Below are 17286 nucleotides of genomic sequence, written 5' to 3' on the forward strand. Positions count from 1 at the left end.
CGGTTCCGACGCAGCGACCGCGCCGACCGTCGGCCCGAACCGGTTTGAGGCCGCGAAAGACCGTGCTACTCACCCGCACGGTAACGAACTTTTAAGTTAAACCGATTGGATAGCATATAAATGCGATGACACGGCCCACCCGGCAACGGGATCACGACCGGCAGCGCGTGGGGGACGAGGACGCCGAGGAAGCGGAGATAGACATCGAGGACGTCGACGAGTTGGACCCCGAGGACTTCGATCCGGAGGACCTCACCCGGACGGCCGACGGGGAGCTGATACACGAGGAGACGGGGATGATCATCGAGGACGAGCAGATCGATCCCGGCCCGGAGTGGCGCGCGTTCAACCACTCGGAGCGGCAGGAGAAGTCGCGCGTCGGCGCCCCGACGACGAAGACGATGCACGACAAGGGGCTGACGACGACCATCGACTGGAAGGACAAGGACGCCTACGGCCGCTCCATCTCCTCGAAGAAGCGGTCGCAGATGCACCGCTTACGGAAGTGGCAGGAGCGAATTCGGACGAAGGACGCGGGCGAGCGAAACCTCCAGTTCGCGCTCTCCGAGATCGACCGAATGGCCAGCGCGCTCGGCGTGCCGCGCTCGGTACGCGAGGTGGCGTCGGTGATCTATCGACGGGCCCTGAACGAGGACCTCATCCGGGGGCGCTCGATAGAGGGCGTCTCCACCGCCGCGCTGTACGCCGCCTGCCGCAAGGAGGGGATCCCCCGCAGCCTCGAGGAGATTTCGGAGGTCTCGCGGGTCGACCGCAAGGAGATCGGCCGGACGTACCGCTACATCTCCCAGGAGCTCGGCTTAGAGATGCGGCCGGTCGACCCGAAGAAGTACGTCCCGCGCTTCTCCTCGGAGCTGGAGCTCTCCGAGGAGGTCCAGTCGAAGGCCAACGAGATCATCGAGACGACGGCCGAGCAGGGCCTCCTCTCCGGGAAGTCGCCCACCGGCTACGCCGCCGCCGCCATCTACGCCGCGTCGCTGCTCTGTAACGAGAAGAAGACCCAGCGCGAGGTCGCCGACGTGGCGCAGGTCACCGAGGTCACCATCCGCAACCGGTACCAAGAGCAGATCGAAGCGATGGGCATCCACAGTTAGGCGGCCTCGGTCCCGCGGTCTCTCACCTTTCCCCTCTCTGCCGTTCTGACGGGCGCCCGCGCCGGAAACGTTCAAGCCGGTGCGCCGCCAACGCCGATCCGAATGCGGCTCGACGAGTTCATCGAGTTCGAGGCGAACGAGCGCGCCGAGCGGCGGCGCCTCGCCGCGGAGAAGGACTACGGCATCCTCGATCACCTCGACTCCTTCGAGCGGCGCTTCGACGAACACGTCTCCGACGACGCCGTGGTCGGCAGCGTCTCGCCCTCCATCTTCGTCGGCCGCGCGGACTACCCGAACGTCTCGACGGGCCTGCTCTCGCCGGTCGGCCGCGAGGAGCGCGCGGAAGCGTTCGAGACCTCCGCGGCGTGGTACGACGAGGGCGTCTCGATTTCGGACGTGTTCGACCGCCGGACCAGCCTGCTCAACTCGACCCGCGGCGTCGACGTCGCGGACGCGGGCGCGACGGGCGGGGCGAAGTCGGTCGGAGGCGGCAGGGGGCCCGCCGAGAGCGTCCACGACGCGTGGGACGGCTGGCTGGGCGTCCAACGCGAGGTCGCGATCGCGGACCGCCCGGTCGACGTGGAGATCGGGCTCGACGGCCGCCCGGACCTCGACTTCGACGTGGGGACGGAGGACATCAAGACGCCGACGGGGCCGCGCGCCGCGGCGCAGCGCGCCGACCTCGGCGAGAACCCGCACGTGCCGCGCCCGGTGAAGAAGACGCTCGAAGACGACGACTGGCGCGCCGAGGGCGCGATGACCTACCTCTACCGCCGCGGGTTCGACGTGTACGAGATCAACACGATCCTCTCGGCGGGCGCGCTGGGGCGCGGCGAGAACCGCCGGCTCGTCCCGACGCGCTGGTCGATCACGGCCGTCGACGACACGGTCGGCCAGTTCCTCCGCGGCTCGATCCGCGACAACCCGACCGTCGATCGGATCGAGGTCCACCGCAACGAGTACCTCGGCAACGCGTTCTGGGTAATCTTGGTCCCGGGGCGCTGGGAGTACGAGCTCGTCGAGATGAAGTCGCCCGGCTCCATCTGGAACCCCGACCCCGAGGCGGGGGTATACCTCGCGGCCGCCAGCGAGGGGCGCGAGGGCCGGACCGGCTACGTCGAGGAGACGGCGGGCGCCTACTACGCGGCCCGGCTCGGCGTCTTAGAACACCTCGACGAGCGCGGCCGGCAGGCGAAGGCGCTCGTCCTCCGCCACGTCTCCGACGACTACTGGGGCCCGGTCGGCGTCTGGCAGGTGCGCGAGGCCGTCCGGAACGCCTTCGACGGCGAGTTCGGGGCCGCCGAGACGTTCGGCGAGGCGGTCCGCGGCGTCGCCGACCACCTCCCCGTCTCGCTGGGGCGCCTGCGCCGGAAGTCGACGCTCGCGGCCGGGCTCCAGGCGAACCTCGCGGACTTCGTCGACGCGGACTGAGCCGCGGACCCCTCGCCCCGATCGCTTTAGTCGCGCCGTCGAGTGGACGGCACATGGTCTCTCTCGTCCCCGCGTTCGGCGGCGTGCCCGGCGGTCCGGAGCTGATAATCATCATGATCATCGCCGTGCTCCTCTTCGGCGTGCCGCTCGTCCTCGTCGCGGGCGCGGTGGTGTACCTCACGACGCGCTCCGACGACGGAGGGGCGGACGCCGACCGAATCGCCGAACTGGAGGCGGAGGTCGAGCGCCTCCGCGAGCAGGTGGGCGACGAGGGGGACGAACTTGAGGAGGAAGAGGAGAGCTCATAATTGCTCGAAGCGGTCGGCGCGTGCCTGCGAGGTCGCCTTGCGGCCGAGCAGCACGCGCGAGGGAGTCAGTCGCCCGGAGCAACGCGGAGGGCGACTGACGAGGCTGGGGAGGCGTGAGGTGCCGTGCGGTTGCGGTGGGGAGGAGTCGAAGGGGCAGCCGCGAGGCGGCCGCAGACGAAGTAAGCACCGTAGGGAGCGAGTGAAACGAGCGACCGAGGAGCGCAGCGAGTGTGCGGCCGCCTCGCGGCTGGGGCTTCGGGGGCGTCAACAGTAGCTACACGGTCAGCCGCTCACAAGAAGACGGTATAAACGCGAGACCGCTTCTCACGGTAATCGTGTCAATCCTCGGCCCAGTAGTACAGCTCCTCGCGGGGCGCGTCGCAGCTCGGGCAGTTCGCGGGGAGCTGGTCGCCGATCTCGCCCATCTCGCCGCACTCCCAGCAGCGCCACATCACGTACGCGGTGCCGAACACGTCGCGCGCGTCGGTGAGCGTCAGTGTGTCCGTGCCCGACGGCGACGCGACGTAGAAGCCGTCGTCGTCGACCCCGCGGATCGAGCCGAGCCGCTCCCCGTCCTCGTTGTACACCGCCTGTCCGATGCTCACGTCGGCGAATACGGGTTCTTCGGAGGCCATACGCGACCGTACGTGTTTATCACTTATAATTGTGACAGTGAGTGGCACGACACAGGCGGAGTGTTCGGCCACGGATCTGCGGCCAACACCGCCAAAGCCCCAGCCGGGAGGACTCGCGCGGCTTGTTGCGCTCCTCGTTACTCGCTCCGCTCGTTCCTGCGGTGCTTACTGCGCCGTGCTTCGTCCTCCCGACTGCCCCTTTGAGTCCCGCCCCGCACAGCACCGCGGCCTCACGCCTCCCCAGCCTCGTCAGTCGCCGTCGCTCCGCTCGGCGACTGACTCCCTCGCGCGCGCTGCTCGGCCGCGGTGCGGCCTCGCAGGCGCGCGCCACCGCCGTTCCTGCGGGTAAGCACCGGGAATCTTCGTCAGAAGAATCGGACCGCGCCCGCTCAGGCGACCGGGGTGCGCTCGACGACCGTCCCGTCGACGGTCGGGTACTGCTCGACGATCTCGCCCTCGTCGAGGTCGCCGTCCTCGACCATCTCTTCGAGCAGCCACCACGCCACCTCGACGTGGTTCGATTTCACGGTGTAGAACTCCTCGGGGACGCCGAGCGCCTCGAACCGCTCGGGGTCGGCGAACGCCTTCCCGTAGACCAGAGTCCCGTCGTCGGTCACCTCGTCGAACTCGCGGCGGATGTTCCGCGCCATCCGCTTGAGGCGGTTCCGGTGCTGGGCGGCGTCTTTGAACACCGACGTACAGAAGTACACCTTCTCGTGGCTCGCCATCTCCTCGAGGATGGCGTCGTCCTTCGACCCCTCGACGGCGGACATGTGGCCCTCCTGGAGCTCGAACCCCTCCGCTTGCATCCGGCGGTAGTTCCCGTCGGACATCTCGAACTCGTTGATGTTACAGAACTCCGCGGCGCCCTCGTCTAAGAACTCCAAGAACTCCGGTTCCGCGCGGATGCCGGGGATCTCGAAGGCGGGCGTGAGCCCCTCCTCGCGGGCGATGTGGAGGATCTCCTCCCACTCGGTGCCGTGCATGTCGCCCCACATCTCCAGCGGCGGGTGGAAGCGGATCTCGTCGAGGCCCGCCTCCGAGAGGCGACGCATGTTCTCGCGGCCGCCCGTGATCCCGGTGTAGAGGTGGGTGTGGTGGTCCTCGCCGAACTCGTCTTTCAGGAGTTCGAGGTACCGGGTCGTCTTCGCCATCGCCTCCTGCGGCTCGCCGCCGGTGATCGAGGTGCCGAGCGCGCTCATGCGCTTTGCCTCCTCGATCACGTCTTCGTCCGACTCGACTTTCCGCTCGTTGGCGTACACGTCGGTGACGTTCTTCCGGTTCTCTCCGAGGGGGCAGTAGAAGCAGTCCCGCTGGTCGCAGTACCCGTAGACGAAAAGTACCATCTTCCCGCCCTTGGCGCACTGTTCACAGCCCTTGGAGATCATCTACCCCCCTCTACCGGCCGCGACGTGAAAAAGCGTGCGAAGCGCGGAGTCGGGCGAGAGCGGTTGTCACGGCGGCGTGACGGGACGACCGAACGGGCGGCCGTCCGACCCGCCCGAACACAAAGTATGTACCCCCGCCGCCGTCAGTGACGGCCATGAACCGAGACCCGACCGCCGAGCACGACGCCGAGAACAGCGACGCGAGCGACGCCGTCACCCGTCGCCGGGCGCTCGCGGCGGGCGGGGCGGTCGGTCTCGCGAGCCTCGCCGGCTGTACCGCGTTCGAGGTCGCCACCGGCGAGGGGCCGGCGGAGTTCGCGGCCGGCACGGCCACGGTCGCCGACGCCACGCTCTCGGAGAGCGGGTACGAGCTCAACGAGGTCTCGGAGGAGACCCTCTCCCGGGAGGTCGAGGCGGCCGGGCAGACCCGCGAGGTCCGGGTGACGAACACGGTCGCCGAGTACGACAAGGCCGTCGAGCTGTTCGGCGAGCGCTACCAGGCCGCCGTCTTCGCCGCGGTGACGACGCCGCAGATCGAGGTACTGGGCCGGGCGCTGAACCCGATCGCCGAGTTCAGCACCCGCGAGCGCGCCGAGCTCATCCTGAGCCGCTTCGAGGGCGTCGGGGACCTCGAACGCGGCTCGGAGTACTCGACCGAGGTCCTCGGCTCGGACGCCGGGGTCGTCGTGTACACGGCCGACGCGGAGATCGAGGGCACCGGCGTGACCACCGAGCTGGAGCTCCACATCGGCGAGCCGGTCGGCGTCGGGAGCGACTTCGTCCTCCCGCTCGCGGCGTACCCGGCCGCGTTCAGCGACGGCGAGAACGTCCGCCGGATGATGAACGGGATCGAACACGAGCCGAACGAGGAGAACTGACGGACGCGGCGGCGCGGGGCGACGCGCACGAACGCGGCCGCGCGCGCAAACTCGGCCGCGCGGGCCGACGCGGTCGCCGGGTTCGACGGACCCGAGCGCTCCGAGCCGAAAACATATGCCGTCCCCCCGCGTAGCCTCGACCGATGCTGCTCGTCCTCTGCGTCGACCTCGACGACGACCTCGGCCGCAAGACGGGGATCCCTACCCCCGTCATCGGCGACGAGGACGTCACGGAGGCCGCGGTCGCGCTCGCGACCGCCGACCCGGAGGACTCCGACGTGAACGTCCTCTTCCAGGGCGTCAACGTCCACGACGAGCTCGCCGCGGAGGGCGAGGCCGTCGAGGTCGCGGCCGTCACCGGCGTCGACGGCCCCGACGTGAAGGCGAATCGCGCGGTCGGTCAGGAGGTCGACCGCGTGCTCGCCGAGCTGTCGACCGGCGAGGAGGTGTCGGCGGTCGTGATCACCGACGGCGCCCAAGACGAGTCCGTCCTCCCCGTGATCCGGTCGCGGATGCCGATCGACGGGATGCGCCGCGTCGTCGTCCGCCAGGCGCAGGACCTCGAGTCGCTGTACTACACGATCAAGCAGGTCCTCGCGGACCCGGAGACCCGCGGGACGATCCTCATCCCGCTGGGCGTGCTCCTCCTCATCTACCCGCTCGTCGTCGTCGCGAACCTCTTCGACGTCGCCGGCGCGGCCGTGCTGGGGATCCTCTCGGGCGCCGTCGGCCTCTACTCGCTGTTCCGCGGGCTGGGGCTCGAAGAGAGCGTCGACGGCGCCGCTGAGAGCGTCCGCAACGTGCTGTACACCGGCCGCGTGACGCTCGTCACCTACGTCGTCGCGCTCGCGCTGATCGTCGTCGGCGGCGTTCAGGGGGTCGACACCGTCGACACGGTCCGGACCGCGCTGGGGAGCCCGCTCGCCGCCGGCACCGCCCTCGCGGCGTTCGTCCACGGGTTCGTCCAGTGGCTCGGCGTCGCGGGCGTCACCTCCAGCCTCGGCCAGATCACCGACGAGTACCTCGCCGGTCGGTTCCGGTGGCGCTACCTCAACGCGCCGTTCTACGTGGCCTCAATCGCCGTCGTGCTGTTCGCGGTCTCCGGGTTCTTCCTCCCGGACGCGCCGGGCGTGACGGCGCTCGGCCTCTCGGAGCTGGCGTTGGCGCTCGCGGCGGGGACGCTCATCGGCGTGTTGAGCACGCTCGCGTTCGCGGTCGCGGAGTCGCAGCTCCCGTCCGCGGAACCGGTGTGAGGCGGGGAGAAAACGGGCGTCCGTCGTCTACCGCGGCGTCCAGGCGTCGCACGCCTCCATGTCGTCCATCAGCTCGTCGTAGTGCGCGCAGTAGGGGCGCATCCCGTCTTCGGTCCGGACGTAGTCGAACTTCTCGCAGTTGCCGCAGTAGGCGTCGCCGGGGCCGTCGCGCGCGGCGGGGGAGCCGGGGGAAGGGGTCGACGGCGAGGCCGGTCCCTCCGGCCCCGGGCCGTCGAGCGGGGAGCTGATGTCGGTCTCGGCGCTGCCGCCGTCGCTCACGCCCGCCGAGCCGGGGCCGGGGGCGCCGCCCGTGCCCGACCGGCCCGACCCGGACGGTCCCGTGCCGTTCGACCGGTCGCCCGCGGCGGAGCGGTCGTTCGACCGACCGCCCGATCGGTCGGACGCCCCGGAGGCGACCGTCGCTCCCGATCCGTTGGTCGCACCCGATCCGTTCGTCGCTCCGGTGCCGGCCGCCGCGCCGGCGGGGTCTCGATCGGCCGGCCGGGACGCGCCGGGCGTCGGCCGGTTCGCGTCGTCGGGGCGGTTCGTCTGCGTCTCGACCTCGCCGTCGGGGGTGCCGCCGAGGAGGCCGACGCCGCCGGGGCCGCTCAGTTGGTCGCGGGGGACCTCGACCACCTTCGTCTCCCCCTTGTGGGTCACCTCCATCGAGACGGTGCCGCCGGGGTCGTTGCGGGTCTTGAAGTTGGCGACGCCGACGAACACGCTCCACAGCGTCGTCGCGGCGCCGAGGAAGTAGACGCCCGCGGTCGGGAGGGTGAGGTCGGTCAGCTCCGGGCGCGGCCCGCCGACCCACTGCTGGGGGTACGCGTGAGCGAACAGGGCCACGCCGAGACACATGACGGCCGCGCCGACGGCCGCCGCGGCGTAGGTGTTGCGGTCGGCCGGGAGGACGGCCATCACGCCGAGCAACACGAGCGGGACGCCGACGCCGCCGAGGATCCCGCCGACCTCCCTGGCGGTCCCGGACGAGAACCCCGACGGCATCGCCACCTCGGCCGCCACGAGGATCCCCGCGACGACGAGCAGCGCGCCCGCGACGAACGACCCCACACCGAGGTACAGCCGACGCGGGTCGACCCCGGAGCGCCCCCGTCCACCGTACGCCTCCGAGAGACTGGTCATGGGCGGGGTACGTCGTCCACCGTGAAAACAGTACGTCAGACGATCACCCGCGGGGCGGGCGAGCGCGCGCCGTCCGACGGCGGCGACCGCTCGTGAACGCACCGCGCTGTCGGGCCAGCGGTCGGGCTCAAGCGTGGGCCGAGACGCGAAAGCCGGAGAGACGGCCGGCGTCGGCGACCGGAGGCGCGAGATGCGAGCGTCGCCACCGGATTTATGTCTTCCAGATGTGATTATTCGACAATTGGTAGCACAGATGGAGCCGATAACCGACTCGATCCGCGTCCTGTACGTCGACGACGAGCCGGAGTTCGCAGAGATGGCTGCGACCTTTCTCGGACGCGAAGACGACCGGTTCGACGTCGAGATCGTGTCGAGCGGGACCGAGGGGTCGGCCAGGCTGGCCGACGAGTCGTTCGACTGCGTGATCTCCGATTACGACATGCCGGGACAAAACGGGATCGAGTTCCTCGAGACCGTCCGCGACGACCACCCCGACCTCCCGTTCATCCTCCACACCGGCAAGGGGAGCGAGGAGGTCGCCAGCGACGCGATCTCGGCCGGCGTCACCGACTACATTCAGAAGTCCGGAAGCGCCGATCAGTACGCGCTGCTCGCCAACCGGATCCTGAACGCCGTCGAGGCGCACCGGTCGCGGCGCATCGCGGCGGAACGGACGCGGCGGTTGGAGACGCTCATCAGCAACCTGCCGGGGATGGTGTACCGGTGTCGGAACGAGCCGGGGTGGCCGATGGAGACCGTCAGGGGCGAAGTCGAGGACCTCACCGGGCACAGCGCCGGCGCGATCGAGGGCGACGACGGGGTCGTCTGGGGCGAGGACATCCTCCACCCCGACGACAGAGAGGAGATGTGGGCGACCGTCCAGGCGGAGCTTTCCGCCGGCGACACCTTCGAGGTCACCTACCGCATCGTCACCGAGGACGGCGAGACGAGGTGGATGTGGGAGCGCGGGCGAGGCGTGTACGCGGACGACGGCGAACTGGACGCCCTAAAGGGGTTCATCACCGACATCACCGAACGGAAACAGCGCGAGCAGGAGCTCGCGGAAAGCGAGTCCCGGTACCGGACGCTCGCGGAGAACTTCCCGAACGGCGGCGTCTTCTACGTCGACCGCGATTTTCGGTACCAGATCGTCTCCGGGAGCGGCTTCGACCCGCTCGACACCGATCCCGACGACATCGTGGGGCGCAGCGTCTCCGAGGTCGAGCGGTTCCCCGAGGAGCTTATCGAGACGATCGAGGCGGTCCACGAGGCGACGCTGGCCGGAGCGTCGGAGCGCGTCGAGGTGCCCTACGAGGACCGGGTGTTCGAGATACGGACGGCGCCGGTCCGCGAGGACGGCGACGTCGTCGCCGGGCTCCACATCGCGCGGGACATCACAGAGCGGCGGGAGCGCGAGGAGGAGCTCCAGCGACAGAACGAGCGCTTAGAGAAGTTCGCGAGGGTCGTCAGCCACGACCTCCGGAACCCGCTGAACGTGGTCGAGGGGCGGCTCGAACTGGCCCGGGCCGAGTGCGACAGCGACCAGCTCCTCGAGGCCGAGCAGGCGCTCGAACGCGGGCAGGCGCTCGTCGACGATCTGCTGTCGTTGGCGCGCGAGGGGAAGGTCGTCACCGAGACCGAGCCCGTCCCCCTGAAGGAGGTGGTCGAGGGGTGCTGGGCGGGCGTCGAGACCGGCGACGCGACGCTGAACGTCGACGCCGACCGAACGGTGGTGGCTGACCGAGGGCGGCTGAAACAGCTCCTCGAGAACCTGATCCGGAACGCCATCGACCACGTCGGTCCGGAGGTGACCGTCGAGGTCGGGCGCCTCGCGGACGGGTTCTACGTCGCGGACGACGGCCCCGGGATCGCCGCGGCCGACCGGGAGGCGGTGTTCGAGTCGGCGTACTCGACGGTGCCGGACAACACCGGATTCGGGCTGGCGATCGTCGGCGAGATCGCGGACGCGCACGGCTGGGACGTGACCGTCACCGAAAGCGCGGCCGGCGGCGCGCGGTTCGAGATCACCGGGGTCCGGTTCGCCGCGTAGGCGCGGCGCGCGCCGCTCAGACCAGCGCGTCGACGTCGACGTAGTCGGCGAGTAGCTCCGCCATCCGGTCGACGGTACGGACGTCGCGCGTCCGGCCGCCGCGGACGACTTCCTCGGCGCGGTCGATGGCGGTGACCGTGTCGGTGTTCACGGCGAGGACGGGCCTGCCGGCGTCCGCGGCCTTGCCCAGCACCGCGCCCGAGGGGCGGTGACCGCCGGTCAAGACGAGACAGGCGACGCCGGAGGCGTCGAGCGCCGCGGTCTGGACGTCGGCGCGGTCGCCGCCGGTGATGACCGCGGCGTCGCGGGCGCGCCGGAAGTAGCGCAGCGCCTCGTCGCCGCCCATCGCGCCGACGAGGAAGCGCTCGACGAACGCGTCGGTGGGCGCGTCCGTGAGCAGTTCGGCGCCCAGCTCGTCGGCCAGCTCGCCGACGGTGACGCCGGCGAGCTCCTTCTCGTACGGCAGCGCGCCGAAGACGGTGATGCCCTTCGATTCGAGGAACGGGATCCCGTCCTGGTCGAGCGACTCGAAGGCGTCGTCGGACACCTTGTTGAACACGACGCCGGCGAGGCGGTCGCCGAACGCGTCGGCGGCCGCCAGCACCTCGTCGAGGTCGTTCGGCGAGTCGTAGTCGGCGACGAGCACCACCCGCGCGTCGAGCAGCTCCGCGACGTCGACGTCGGTGAGGTCGACGACGCCGCCGGTCGTCCAGCTGCCGCCGCCCTCGACGAACACCTGGTCGTTGTCGGCGGCGATCCCGTCGTACTCCTCGCGGATCCGGTCGCGCAGGGCGTCGGGGTCCTCGGTGCCGCGGACCGCGCCCTCGACGAACGTCGGCGAGTAGACGACGGGCTCCATCTGGTGCATCTCGGCGTCCAAGCCGAGCACCTCGCGGGCGAGCATGGGGTCCTGATCGAGCGTCTTGCCGACGTTCGACTGGAGCCGCGTGCCCTTCGGTTTCATGTAGCCGACGCTGCGGTCGCGGTCGGCCGCGAGCCGCGCGAGGGCGACGGTGATCGCTGTCTTTCCGGCGCTGTCTCCGGTCGCGGTGACGAGTGTGGTGGGTGTGTCAGTCATCGGTGGGTGCCTCCGGGTCGGTGGCTTCGGGGTCGAGTGCCTCCGGGTCGACGGTGAGTCTCACGTCGACGGCGGCGGCGTTCGTGCCGCCGTCGTCGTCGGGCAGTGCGACGAGTGGGTTGATGTCGAGTTCGAGGATGGCCGGGAAGTCGGTGACCAGCTGCGAGAGCCGGCCGATCGTCTCGATCACGGCGTCGACGTCGACCGGGTCGCGGCCGCGGGCGCCCCGCAGCAGCGGCGCCGACTGGATCTCCTCGGTCATCTCGCGGGCCTCGGGCTCGGAGACGGGCGCGACGCGGAAGGTGGTGTCCTCCATCACCTCCACGAAGATGCCGCCGAGCCCGAACATCAGCAGCGGGCCGAACTGCGGGTCGCGGTTCATGCCGACGATGGTCTCGACGCCGTCGTCTAAGTCGACCATCTCCTGTACTTGGACGCCGAGGACGGTCGCGTCCGGCTGGTAGTTGCGGGCGCGGGTGACGAGGTCCTCGTAGGTGTCGGCCACGTCCGCGTCGGCGACGCCGACGGCGACGCCGCCGATGTCGGACTTATGCAGGATGTCCGGCGAGACGATCTTCATCACCACGTCGCCGTCGACGCGCTCGGCGACCTCGCGGGCGCGCTCCGGCGAGTCGACGATCTCGCCGTCGGGCGTGGGGATGCCGTACGCGTCGAGGAGGTCCATCGCCTCGACGCCCAGGCGGTTGTCGTCGCGGTGGCGCACCGTGGCGAGGATCTCGCGGGCGCGCTCGCGGTCGACGTCGAACTCCATGGGCGGCGCGTACTCGCGGGCCTTGATGTCGCGGTAGCGCGCGAGCGTCGCGAGGCTGTCGATGGCGCGCGCGGGGTCGAAGTAGCAGGGGATCCCCTTCGCCTGGAGCTGCTGTTTGGGCTCGCGGGTCCGGTCGCCGCCCATCAGGCAGGCCGCGACGGGCGCGTCCATCTCCTCGCTGACGGCCTCGATCGCGTCCGCGAGGTCGCCGAAGTCGATCGTCGCCGTCGGCGCGGCCAACACGAGGGCGGCGCCGACGTTGTCGTCCTCGACGGTGATCTCCAGCGCCTCGCGGAACCGCTCGACGTCCGCGTCGCCGATCACGTCGACCGGGTTGTGGATGTTCGCCTCCTCGGGCATCGACGCCGCGAGCGCGTCGCTGGTCTCGCGGGTGAACGACGCCATGTCGAGGTCGGCGTCGCCCACCGCGTCGGTCGCCATCACGCCCGGGCCGCCGGCGTTGGTGACGACCGCGACGCTGTCGGTGTCGGGCAGCGGCTGGCTCCCGAGGATGCCCGCCGAGTCGAACAGCTCGTCGACCGACTCGGCGCGGATGACGCCCGCCTGGTCGAGGCCGGCCTCGTACGCCTTGTCGGAGCCGGCGAGGGTGCCGGTGTGCGAGGAGGCCGCCTGCGCGCCCGCGCTCGTCCGGCCGGACTTCACGGCGACGATGGGGGTGTCTTGGGTGGTCTCGCGGGCGGTCTCGATGAACTCGCGCCCGTCCTCGATCCCCTCCAGGTAGCCGATGATCACGTCGGTCTCCTCGTCGTCTCCCCAGTGGTCGACGAAGTCCGTCTCGTCTAAGACCGCCTTGTTGCCGAGCGAGACCACGTCCTTGAACCCGATCCCGTTGTCGTTGGCCCAGTCGAGGACCGCGGTGACGAACGCGCCGGACTGGCTCATGAAGGAGAGCCCGCCGGGGAGTGCGTTCTCGGGACCGAACGTCGCGTTCATCCCCGAGGGCGTCGACATGATCCCCAGGCTGTTGGGGCCGACGAGGTTCAGGTCGTACTCGTCGGCTAGCTCCGCGAGGCGACGCTCCCTCGCCGCTCCGTCCTCTCCCGTCTCGCCGAACCCGGCGGTGATCACGACGACGTTGCGGACCCCCGCCTCGCCGCACGCCTCGATGGCGTCCAAGACGATCGAGGGGGGCACGACGATCACGGCGACGTCGGCGTCCGCGTCGGCGACGTCGTCGACGCAGGGCGTGCCGAGCACCTCGTCGTAGTTCGGGTTGACGGGGACCGTGTCGCCGTCGAAGTCGTCGAGGAGATTCGACGTGACGGCGCGGCCGACGGCCCCCTCGCGGGTGGTGGCGCCGACGACGGCGACCCGGTCCGGGTCGAACAGCTCGTTGAGCGTACCCATCAACGCGGGAGTACGCGAAGCGCCGGCTTAAGATCGGTGGGAGGTTCTTCGAAATCGAATCCAACGGTGAACGATCGATCGGGTTTCGGTCAGCCGTCGGTCGATCCCGTCGACGCCTCGGGAGACGCGTCGGACCCGTCCACCCCGCCGTCCGCGGCGGACGCGGCAACGGCTCCCCCGTCGGCGTCGGACTCGGAGACCGTCTCGGAGCCGGAGACCGGCGCCGTCGACCCGCGGTCGATCCCGGCCGCCGACGGGCTGACCGGCGCGGCCGCCGGGTGCCCCCGCTCCGCCACCGAGAAGGAGGGCTCGCAGTCGGCGTCGGGGACGCTGATCGTCACCTCGTTCCCGTCGGGGCCGGGGTCGAACGCGAGGTCCCCGCCGGAGCGGTCCGCGATCCAGTAGACGAGCCACAGCCCCATCCCGCCGGTGTGTCTGAGGTCGTCCATCTTCCACCGGTCGGTGATAGGGTCCCGCTCGGCCGCCGGGATCGGCGGCGCGTCGTCCCGGACCGCGATCTCGACGCGGTCGCCGGGCGCCGTGACCTCGATCTCGACCGTCGCCGTCCCCTCCGCGTGTTCGATCGCGTTCTCGATCAGCTCGGCGATCGCGTAGTCGAGTTCGGGGTGCGTGAACGCCCGCGCGTCCTCGGGACAGGTGACGGAGACGTCGGCGGGCGAGTCGCTCGGGTCCCCCACGGCGTCCGCCACCGCGCGCTCGACGAGGGGGGCGACCCGGAGCCGCTGCGGCGGCTCGTGTTGCCGCAGGAGGTCGATCACGCCGCGCTGCTTCTCCGCGGTCGTCAGCAGGTCGTCCGCGACGCGGCGGACCGTCTCGGCGTGGTCGATCAGGTCGGCGGCGAGGCCGGCGAGGTCGACATTGGCCGCCTCCCCGTCGCCGGACGGGACGGCGTCGGCGACCCGCTCGGCGATCCGCTCCGCAGTGCCGTCGACGATGTTCATGTCGTTGCGGATCGTGTGCCGGAGCAGGTTGTCCATCACCGTGAGCTGTCGCTCGCGGCGGTACTCGTTGGTCACGTCGCGCGCGAACCCCGTGACCGCGACCACCTCGCCGTCCTCGATCACGGGACGGGCGGGCACCCTGACCCAACTGGTCGGTCCGTCGCGCGACCCGATCCGGTAGTCGAGGTTCGTCGGCTCGCCGGCGGAGAGCCGCTCCATCGAGTCCTCGACGGCCTCCCGGTCGTCGGGGTGGACGGCCTCCAGGAACGCTCGCGGCCGCGTTTCGAGCGTGTCCGGGTCGATCCCGAACACCGACTCGGCCGCGCCGTTGACGAACAGCAGCTCCGACCAGTCGGCGGTGAACATCCACAGCACGTCCGGCGAGGTCGAGGCGATGGTCTCCAGGCGGCGCCTGGACTCGACTTCGAGGGTGATATCGCGAGAGCTCAGCGCGTAGCCGTCGAGTCCGGTGTCGGCGGGCGGGAACACGCGGGTGCGGAACCACACCCAGTCGCCGTCGGCGGTCGCGTAGCGGTACTCCAGCGGGGCGTCCGGGCGTTCGCCGTCGACGACGAGGCGCTCGAACGCCGCCAGGACCCGGTCGGCGTCGTCGGGGTGAATCAGGTCGAAGGCGTTCGTCCCGACGAGTTCGTCGGGCGTGTACCCGAGCAGGTCGTGAGTGGCAGCGTTGAGGTACCGGAACCGACCCGTCTCGTCGATCACCGCGATTTTGTCCTGCGCGAGATCGATGAGGGTCTCTGGTTCCGGCGGCCGAGACATACGAAACCCGTCTGCGAACTGGCCTAAAACGTTGACCGTTCGATTATCAGCGACGAGAACAATCGGCGCAGATCGAGGGACCTCCTCGCCGTGCGCGGCTGTCAGTCGGCCGACACGCCGGGTGAATCGAGCGCGGCGGTCAGCGGGTCGCGCCCGGCGTCGTCGACCGTGAGCGCGACGCCGTCGTCGCCGAGTTCGATCGCGGCGTCGGCGGCGTCGCGGACGTACTCCGCGGCGTGGTCGCCGTCCGGGTCGAACCGGACCCCCTCGGCGAGCAGCGGCGTCTCGCTCAGCAGTTCGACCTTCCGGTAGGCGGTCGAGAGCGCGATGTCGCAGTCCTCGGCGAGTTCGCTCGTCGTCTTCGGCGTCGTCGCGGCCGCGAGGATCGCCCGGCAGTCGGCGTCGGCGAGCGCCTCGAACGTCGCGTCGAGCGCCGCGTCTCCCTTGGTCGTCGTGGTGCCGTCCGTCGTGCGCGGGGGGCGTTTCATATCTGTACGTACCCGCTCCAGCCCCCCGAACGGTGGCCCATCATATGCGGGGAGTTTTATACCGCGGCCGCGCGCCCGCCAACGTTTTTGCCCGGGACGGGTACGGACGAACGAGATGGGTTCGGGAATCCGGGCGGAGGTCTCGCTGCCGACCGCGTCGCCGTCGCCCTTCGACGGCGTCGTCGACGGGGCGACGCCGGTCTCCGAGGTGGCGCGCTGTACGCCCGCGGCCGACCGCGAGCGCGTCGTCGTGGAGTTCATCGCGGACGCCGACCTCGCGGTCCCCGACGACGTCGAGGTCGTCTTCGACTACGGCGGCCGCGCGGCGTACCGCTTTGACGCCGCGGTCGACCCCGACTCGCCGTTCGCGGTCCTCGACCGCCACGAGACGCCCGTCTCGGAGGCGACGATCCGCGACGGCCGGCTCCGGATAACCTTCCACGCGACGGATCTGCCGACCCTGCGGTCGGTCCTGGAGGCGTTCCGCGACGCGTGTCCGGACATGGAAGTGAAGCGCCTGCTCCAGTCGACGACGACGCCGACGGAGTCGGACCTCGTCACCGTCGACCGGAGCGAGCTGACCGAGCGGCAGCGCGAGGTGCTGGCGGCCGCCTACGAGGCGGGCTACTTCGACCACCCGAAGGGCGCCAACGCCGGCGAAGTGGCCGAGTCGCTGGGGATCGGTCGGTCGACGTTCACGGAGCACGTCGCGGCCGCCCAGCGGAAGCTGTTCGGGTCGCTGTTGGAGTAAGGATCGTTCATCACATTTCGAACTCCCGAGAATCCGAGGCCCGTTTGATGGGCGTGGGGACCGTACGCACAGGTATGACGGGGCGATCCACCCACACCTTCGTCTGCCCGGAGTGTCGGCGCTCGATCGAGGTGGACGACGCGATGCGGGCGACGCTGCTCGAGACGGGCTGCGTCGTCTGCGGGGCGCCGGTCACCGAGGAGGACATCGGCGGGGCGCCGGCGATCAGCTAGCGGCGCCGACGACGAGCCGCCCGTCGCTTACGCCCGGCGTCGACGCCGCACAACGGCGCCACACCTCCCGGAGACCCCGCCCCGTCGCGCGTCGTCTCGTGTCCTTTATCACCTCGTGCGAAGAAATTCGGGTATGCCGACGAACAGCGAGGTCGAGATGTCGCCGGCCGAGGTGGACGCGCACCTGTCCCGCCACGAGACGGGGGTCCTCGCGCTGGCGCGCGACGACGCGCCGTACGCCATCCCGATCTCTTACGGGTACGACGCCGACGACCGCGCGCTGTACCTCCGGCTCGTGTCGACGCCCGACAGCGAGAAGCGCGAGTTCCTCGCGTCGACGCCGCAGGCCCGCGTGGTCGTCTACGACGACGCGCACGACGAGTACGCGAGCGTCGTCGGCGTCGGCGCCTTAGAACGGGTCGACCTCGACGAGCTCACCCCCGAGACGATCGCGCAGTACGGCGAGGCGCGGCGGCCGCTCTTCGAGATCTGGGCCGACGACAAGCCGGACCTGGACATCGAACTCTACCGCTTTGAGCCCGAGACGCTGACCGGGCGAACGGTCGTCATTGAGCGCGACGAGGCGTAGCGGACTCCAAGTAGTCGATTGCGGTATTGCGTTCTCAGTAGGCAACGGCGATTACTCGTTTCACCGT

The 17286-nt window shown here is 70.4% G+C and carries 16 protein-coding genes; 9 read left to right on the plus strand and 7 right to left on the minus strand.

Features of this window, described 5'->3' with window-relative positions; genetic code table 11:
* The first annotated feature begins 125 nt into the window (after window positions 1–125).
* The 3 genes from HPS36_RS05045 (at window position 126) to HPS36_RS05055 (ending at window position 2851) form a co-directional block, all read left to right on the plus strand.
* Complete coding sequence (locus tag HPS36_RS05045; protein ID WP_121561476.1) at window positions 126–1112, plus strand: transcription initiation factor IIB; 987 nt, start codon at window positions 126–128, stop codon at window positions 1110–1112.
* Between the two features lie 102 nt (window positions 1113–1214).
* On the plus strand, window positions 1215–2543 hold the full coding sequence (gene nreA / locus HPS36_RS05050; RefSeq protein WP_173228865.1) for a DNA repair protein NreA: 1329 nt from the start codon (window positions 1215–1217) through the stop codon (window positions 2541–2543).
* Between the two features lie 53 nt (window positions 2544–2596).
* Window positions 2597–2851, plus strand: a complete 255-nt coding sequence (locus tag HPS36_RS05055) for a preprotein translocase subunit TatA (RefSeq protein WP_173228866.1) — start codon at window positions 2597–2599, stop codon at window positions 2849–2851.
* 338 nt (window positions 2852–3189) lie between these two features.
* On the opposite strand, the gene HPS36_RS05060 is transcribed toward HPS36_RS05055, so the two are convergent.
* Together HPS36_RS05060 and HPS36_RS05065 are read right to left on the minus strand one after the other, a co-directional pair.
* Window positions 3190–3486 carry a DUF7130 family rubredoxin-like protein gene (locus HPS36_RS05060; protein WP_173228868.1) on the minus strand — a complete coding sequence of 99 codons (297 nt, stop codon included), beginning with the start codon at window positions 3484–3486 and terminating at the stop codon, window positions 3190–3192.
* A gap of 389 nt (window positions 3487–3875) precedes the next feature.
* Window positions 3876–4874: a radical SAM protein gene (locus HPS36_RS05065; RefSeq protein WP_173228870.1), complete on the minus strand. Its 999-nt coding sequence runs from the start codon at window positions 4872–4874 to the stop codon at window positions 3876–3878.
* A 155-nt stretch (window positions 4875–5029) separates the two neighbouring features.
* Between HPS36_RS05065 and HPS36_RS05070 the strand changes: the two genes are divergently transcribed.
* Window positions 5030–5752: a DUF6517 family protein gene (locus tag HPS36_RS05070; RefSeq protein WP_053771924.1), complete on the plus strand. Its 723-nt coding sequence runs from the start codon at window positions 5030–5032 to the stop codon at window positions 5750–5752.
* A gap of 143 nt (window positions 5753–5895) precedes the next feature.
* Complete coding sequence (locus HPS36_RS05075; protein WP_137717205.1) at window positions 5896–7005, plus strand: DUF373 family protein; 1110 nt, start codon at window positions 5896–5898, stop codon at window positions 7003–7005.
* A gap of 27 nt (window positions 7006–7032) precedes the next feature.
* On the opposite strand, the gene HPS36_RS05080 is transcribed toward HPS36_RS05075, so the two are convergent.
* Window positions 7033–8148, minus strand: coding sequence for a DUF7139 domain-containing protein (locus tag HPS36_RS05080; RefSeq protein WP_173228872.1), 1116 nt, complete (start codon window positions 8146–8148; stop codon window positions 7033–7035).
* 253 nt (window positions 8149–8401) lie between these two features.
* On the opposite strand from HPS36_RS05080, the gene HPS36_RS05085 reads away from it, so the two are divergent.
* Entirely contained in the window at window positions 8402–10198 is a 1797-nt protein-coding gene (locus HPS36_RS05085) for a hybrid sensor histidine kinase/response regulator (protein WP_173228874.1), read from the plus strand.
* A 16-nt stretch (window positions 10199–10214) separates the two neighbouring features.
* Here the strand turns inward: HPS36_RS05085 and HPS36_RS05090 are convergent, their stop codons facing one another.
* The 4 genes from HPS36_RS05090 to HPS36_RS05105 form a co-directional block, all read right to left on the minus strand.
* Window positions 10215–11276, minus strand: coding sequence for a phosphotransacetylase family protein (locus HPS36_RS05090; protein ID WP_173228876.1), 1062 nt, complete (start codon window positions 11274–11276; stop codon window positions 10215–10217).
* On the minus strand, window positions 11269–13416 hold the full coding sequence (locus HPS36_RS05095; RefSeq protein ID WP_173228878.1) for an acetate--CoA ligase family protein: 2148 nt from the start codon (window positions 13414–13416) through the stop codon (window positions 11269–11271). Before HPS36_RS05095 ends, HPS36_RS05090 begins: the two co-directional genes overlap by 8 nt.
* Before the next feature lie 89 nt (window positions 13417–13505).
* A complete protein-coding gene (locus tag HPS36_RS05100; protein ID WP_173228880.1) occupies window positions 13506–15158 on the minus strand; it encodes a PAS domain S-box protein in 1653 nt (550 codons plus the stop codon).
* Between the two features lie 101 nt (window positions 15159–15259).
* Entirely contained in the window at window positions 15260–15646 is a 387-nt protein-coding gene (locus HPS36_RS05105) for a winged helix-turn-helix domain-containing protein (RefSeq protein WP_173228882.1), read from the minus strand.
* 115 nt (window positions 15647–15761) lie between these two features.
* Between HPS36_RS05105 and HPS36_RS05110 the strand changes: the two genes are divergently transcribed.
* The 3 genes from HPS36_RS05110 (at window position 15762) to HPS36_RS05120 (ending at window position 17219) form a co-directional block, all read left to right on the plus strand.
* The gene (locus HPS36_RS05110; protein ID WP_173228884.1) at window positions 15762–16397 is read left to right on the plus strand and encodes a helix-turn-helix domain-containing protein; all 636 of its coding nucleotides are present in this window, start codon (window positions 15762–15764) and stop codon (window positions 16395–16397) included.
* Window positions 16398–16471: 74 nt separating this feature from the next.
* Window positions 16472–16630, plus strand: a complete 159-nt coding sequence (locus tag HPS36_RS05115; RefSeq protein WP_173228886.1) for a DUF7560 family zinc ribbon protein — start codon at window positions 16472–16474, stop codon at window positions 16628–16630.
* Window positions 16631–16763: 133 nt separating this feature from the next.
* Entirely contained in the window at window positions 16764–17219 is a 456-nt protein-coding gene (locus tag HPS36_RS05120; RefSeq protein ID WP_173228888.1) for a pyridoxamine 5'-phosphate oxidase family protein, read from the plus strand.
* The last annotated feature ends 67 nt before the right edge of the window (window positions 17220–17286 follow it).

Source organism: Halorubrum salinarum, from assembly GCF_013267195.1.
Classification (GTDB): Archaea; Halobacteriota; Halobacteria; order Halobacteriales; family Haloferacaceae; genus Halorubrum; species Halorubrum salinarum.

What these genes read in the sequence shown, in the direction of transcription:
- HPS36_RS05045 (WP_121561476.1), top strand. Translation starts at nt 126, where the DNA reads ATGACACGGCCCACCCGGCAACGGGATCACGACCGGCAGCGCGTGGGG.
- nreA (WP_173228865.1), top strand. Translation starts at nt 1,215, where the DNA reads ATGCGGCTCGACGAGTTCATCGAGTTCGAGGCGAACGAGCGCGCCGAG.
- HPS36_RS05055 (WP_173228866.1), top strand. Translation starts at nt 2,597, where the DNA reads ATGGTCTCTCTCGTCCCCGCGTTCGGCGGCGTGCCCGGCGGTCCGGAG.
- HPS36_RS05060 (WP_173228868.1), bottom strand. Translation starts at nt 3,486, where the DNA reads ATGGCCTCCGAAGAACCCGTATTCGCCGACGTGAGCATCGGACAGGCG.
- HPS36_RS05065 (WP_173228870.1), bottom strand. Translation starts at nt 4,874, where the DNA reads ATGATCTCCAAGGGCTGTGAACAGTGCGCCAAGGGCGGGAAGATGGTA.
- HPS36_RS05070 (WP_053771924.1), top strand. Translation starts at nt 5,030, where the DNA reads ATGAACCGAGACCCGACCGCCGAGCACGACGCCGAGAACAGCGACGCG.
- HPS36_RS05075 (WP_137717205.1), top strand. Translation starts at nt 5,896, where the DNA reads ATGCTGCTCGTCCTCTGCGTCGACCTCGACGACGACCTCGGCCGCAAG.
- HPS36_RS05080 (WP_173228872.1), bottom strand. Translation starts at nt 8,148, where the DNA reads ATGACCAGTCTCTCGGAGGCGTACGGTGGACGGGGGCGCTCCGGGGTC.
- HPS36_RS05085 (WP_173228874.1), top strand. Translation starts at nt 8,402, where the DNA reads ATGGAGCCGATAACCGACTCGATCCGCGTCCTGTACGTCGACGACGAG.
- HPS36_RS05090 (WP_173228876.1), bottom strand. Translation starts at nt 11,276, where the DNA reads ATGACTGACACACCCACCACACTCGTCACCGCGACCGGAGACAGCGCC.
- HPS36_RS05095 (WP_173228878.1), bottom strand. Translation starts at nt 13,416, where the DNA reads ATGGGTACGCTCAACGAGCTGTTCGACCCGGACCGGGTCGCCGTCGTC.
- HPS36_RS05100 (WP_173228880.1), bottom strand. Translation starts at nt 15,158, where the DNA reads ATGTCTCGGCCGCCGGAACCAGAGACCCTCATCGATCTCGCGCAGGAC.
- HPS36_RS05105 (WP_173228882.1), bottom strand. Translation starts at nt 15,646, where the DNA reads ATGAAACGCCCCCCGCGCACGACGGACGGCACCACGACGACCAAGGGA.
- HPS36_RS05110 (WP_173228884.1), top strand. Translation starts at nt 15,762, where the DNA reads ATGGGTTCGGGAATCCGGGCGGAGGTCTCGCTGCCGACCGCGTCGCCG.
- HPS36_RS05115 (WP_173228886.1), top strand. Translation starts at nt 16,472, where the DNA reads ATGACGGGGCGATCCACCCACACCTTCGTCTGCCCGGAGTGTCGGCGC.
- HPS36_RS05120 (WP_173228888.1), top strand. Translation starts at nt 16,764, where the DNA reads ATGCCGACGAACAGCGAGGTCGAGATGTCGCCGGCCGAGGTGGACGCG.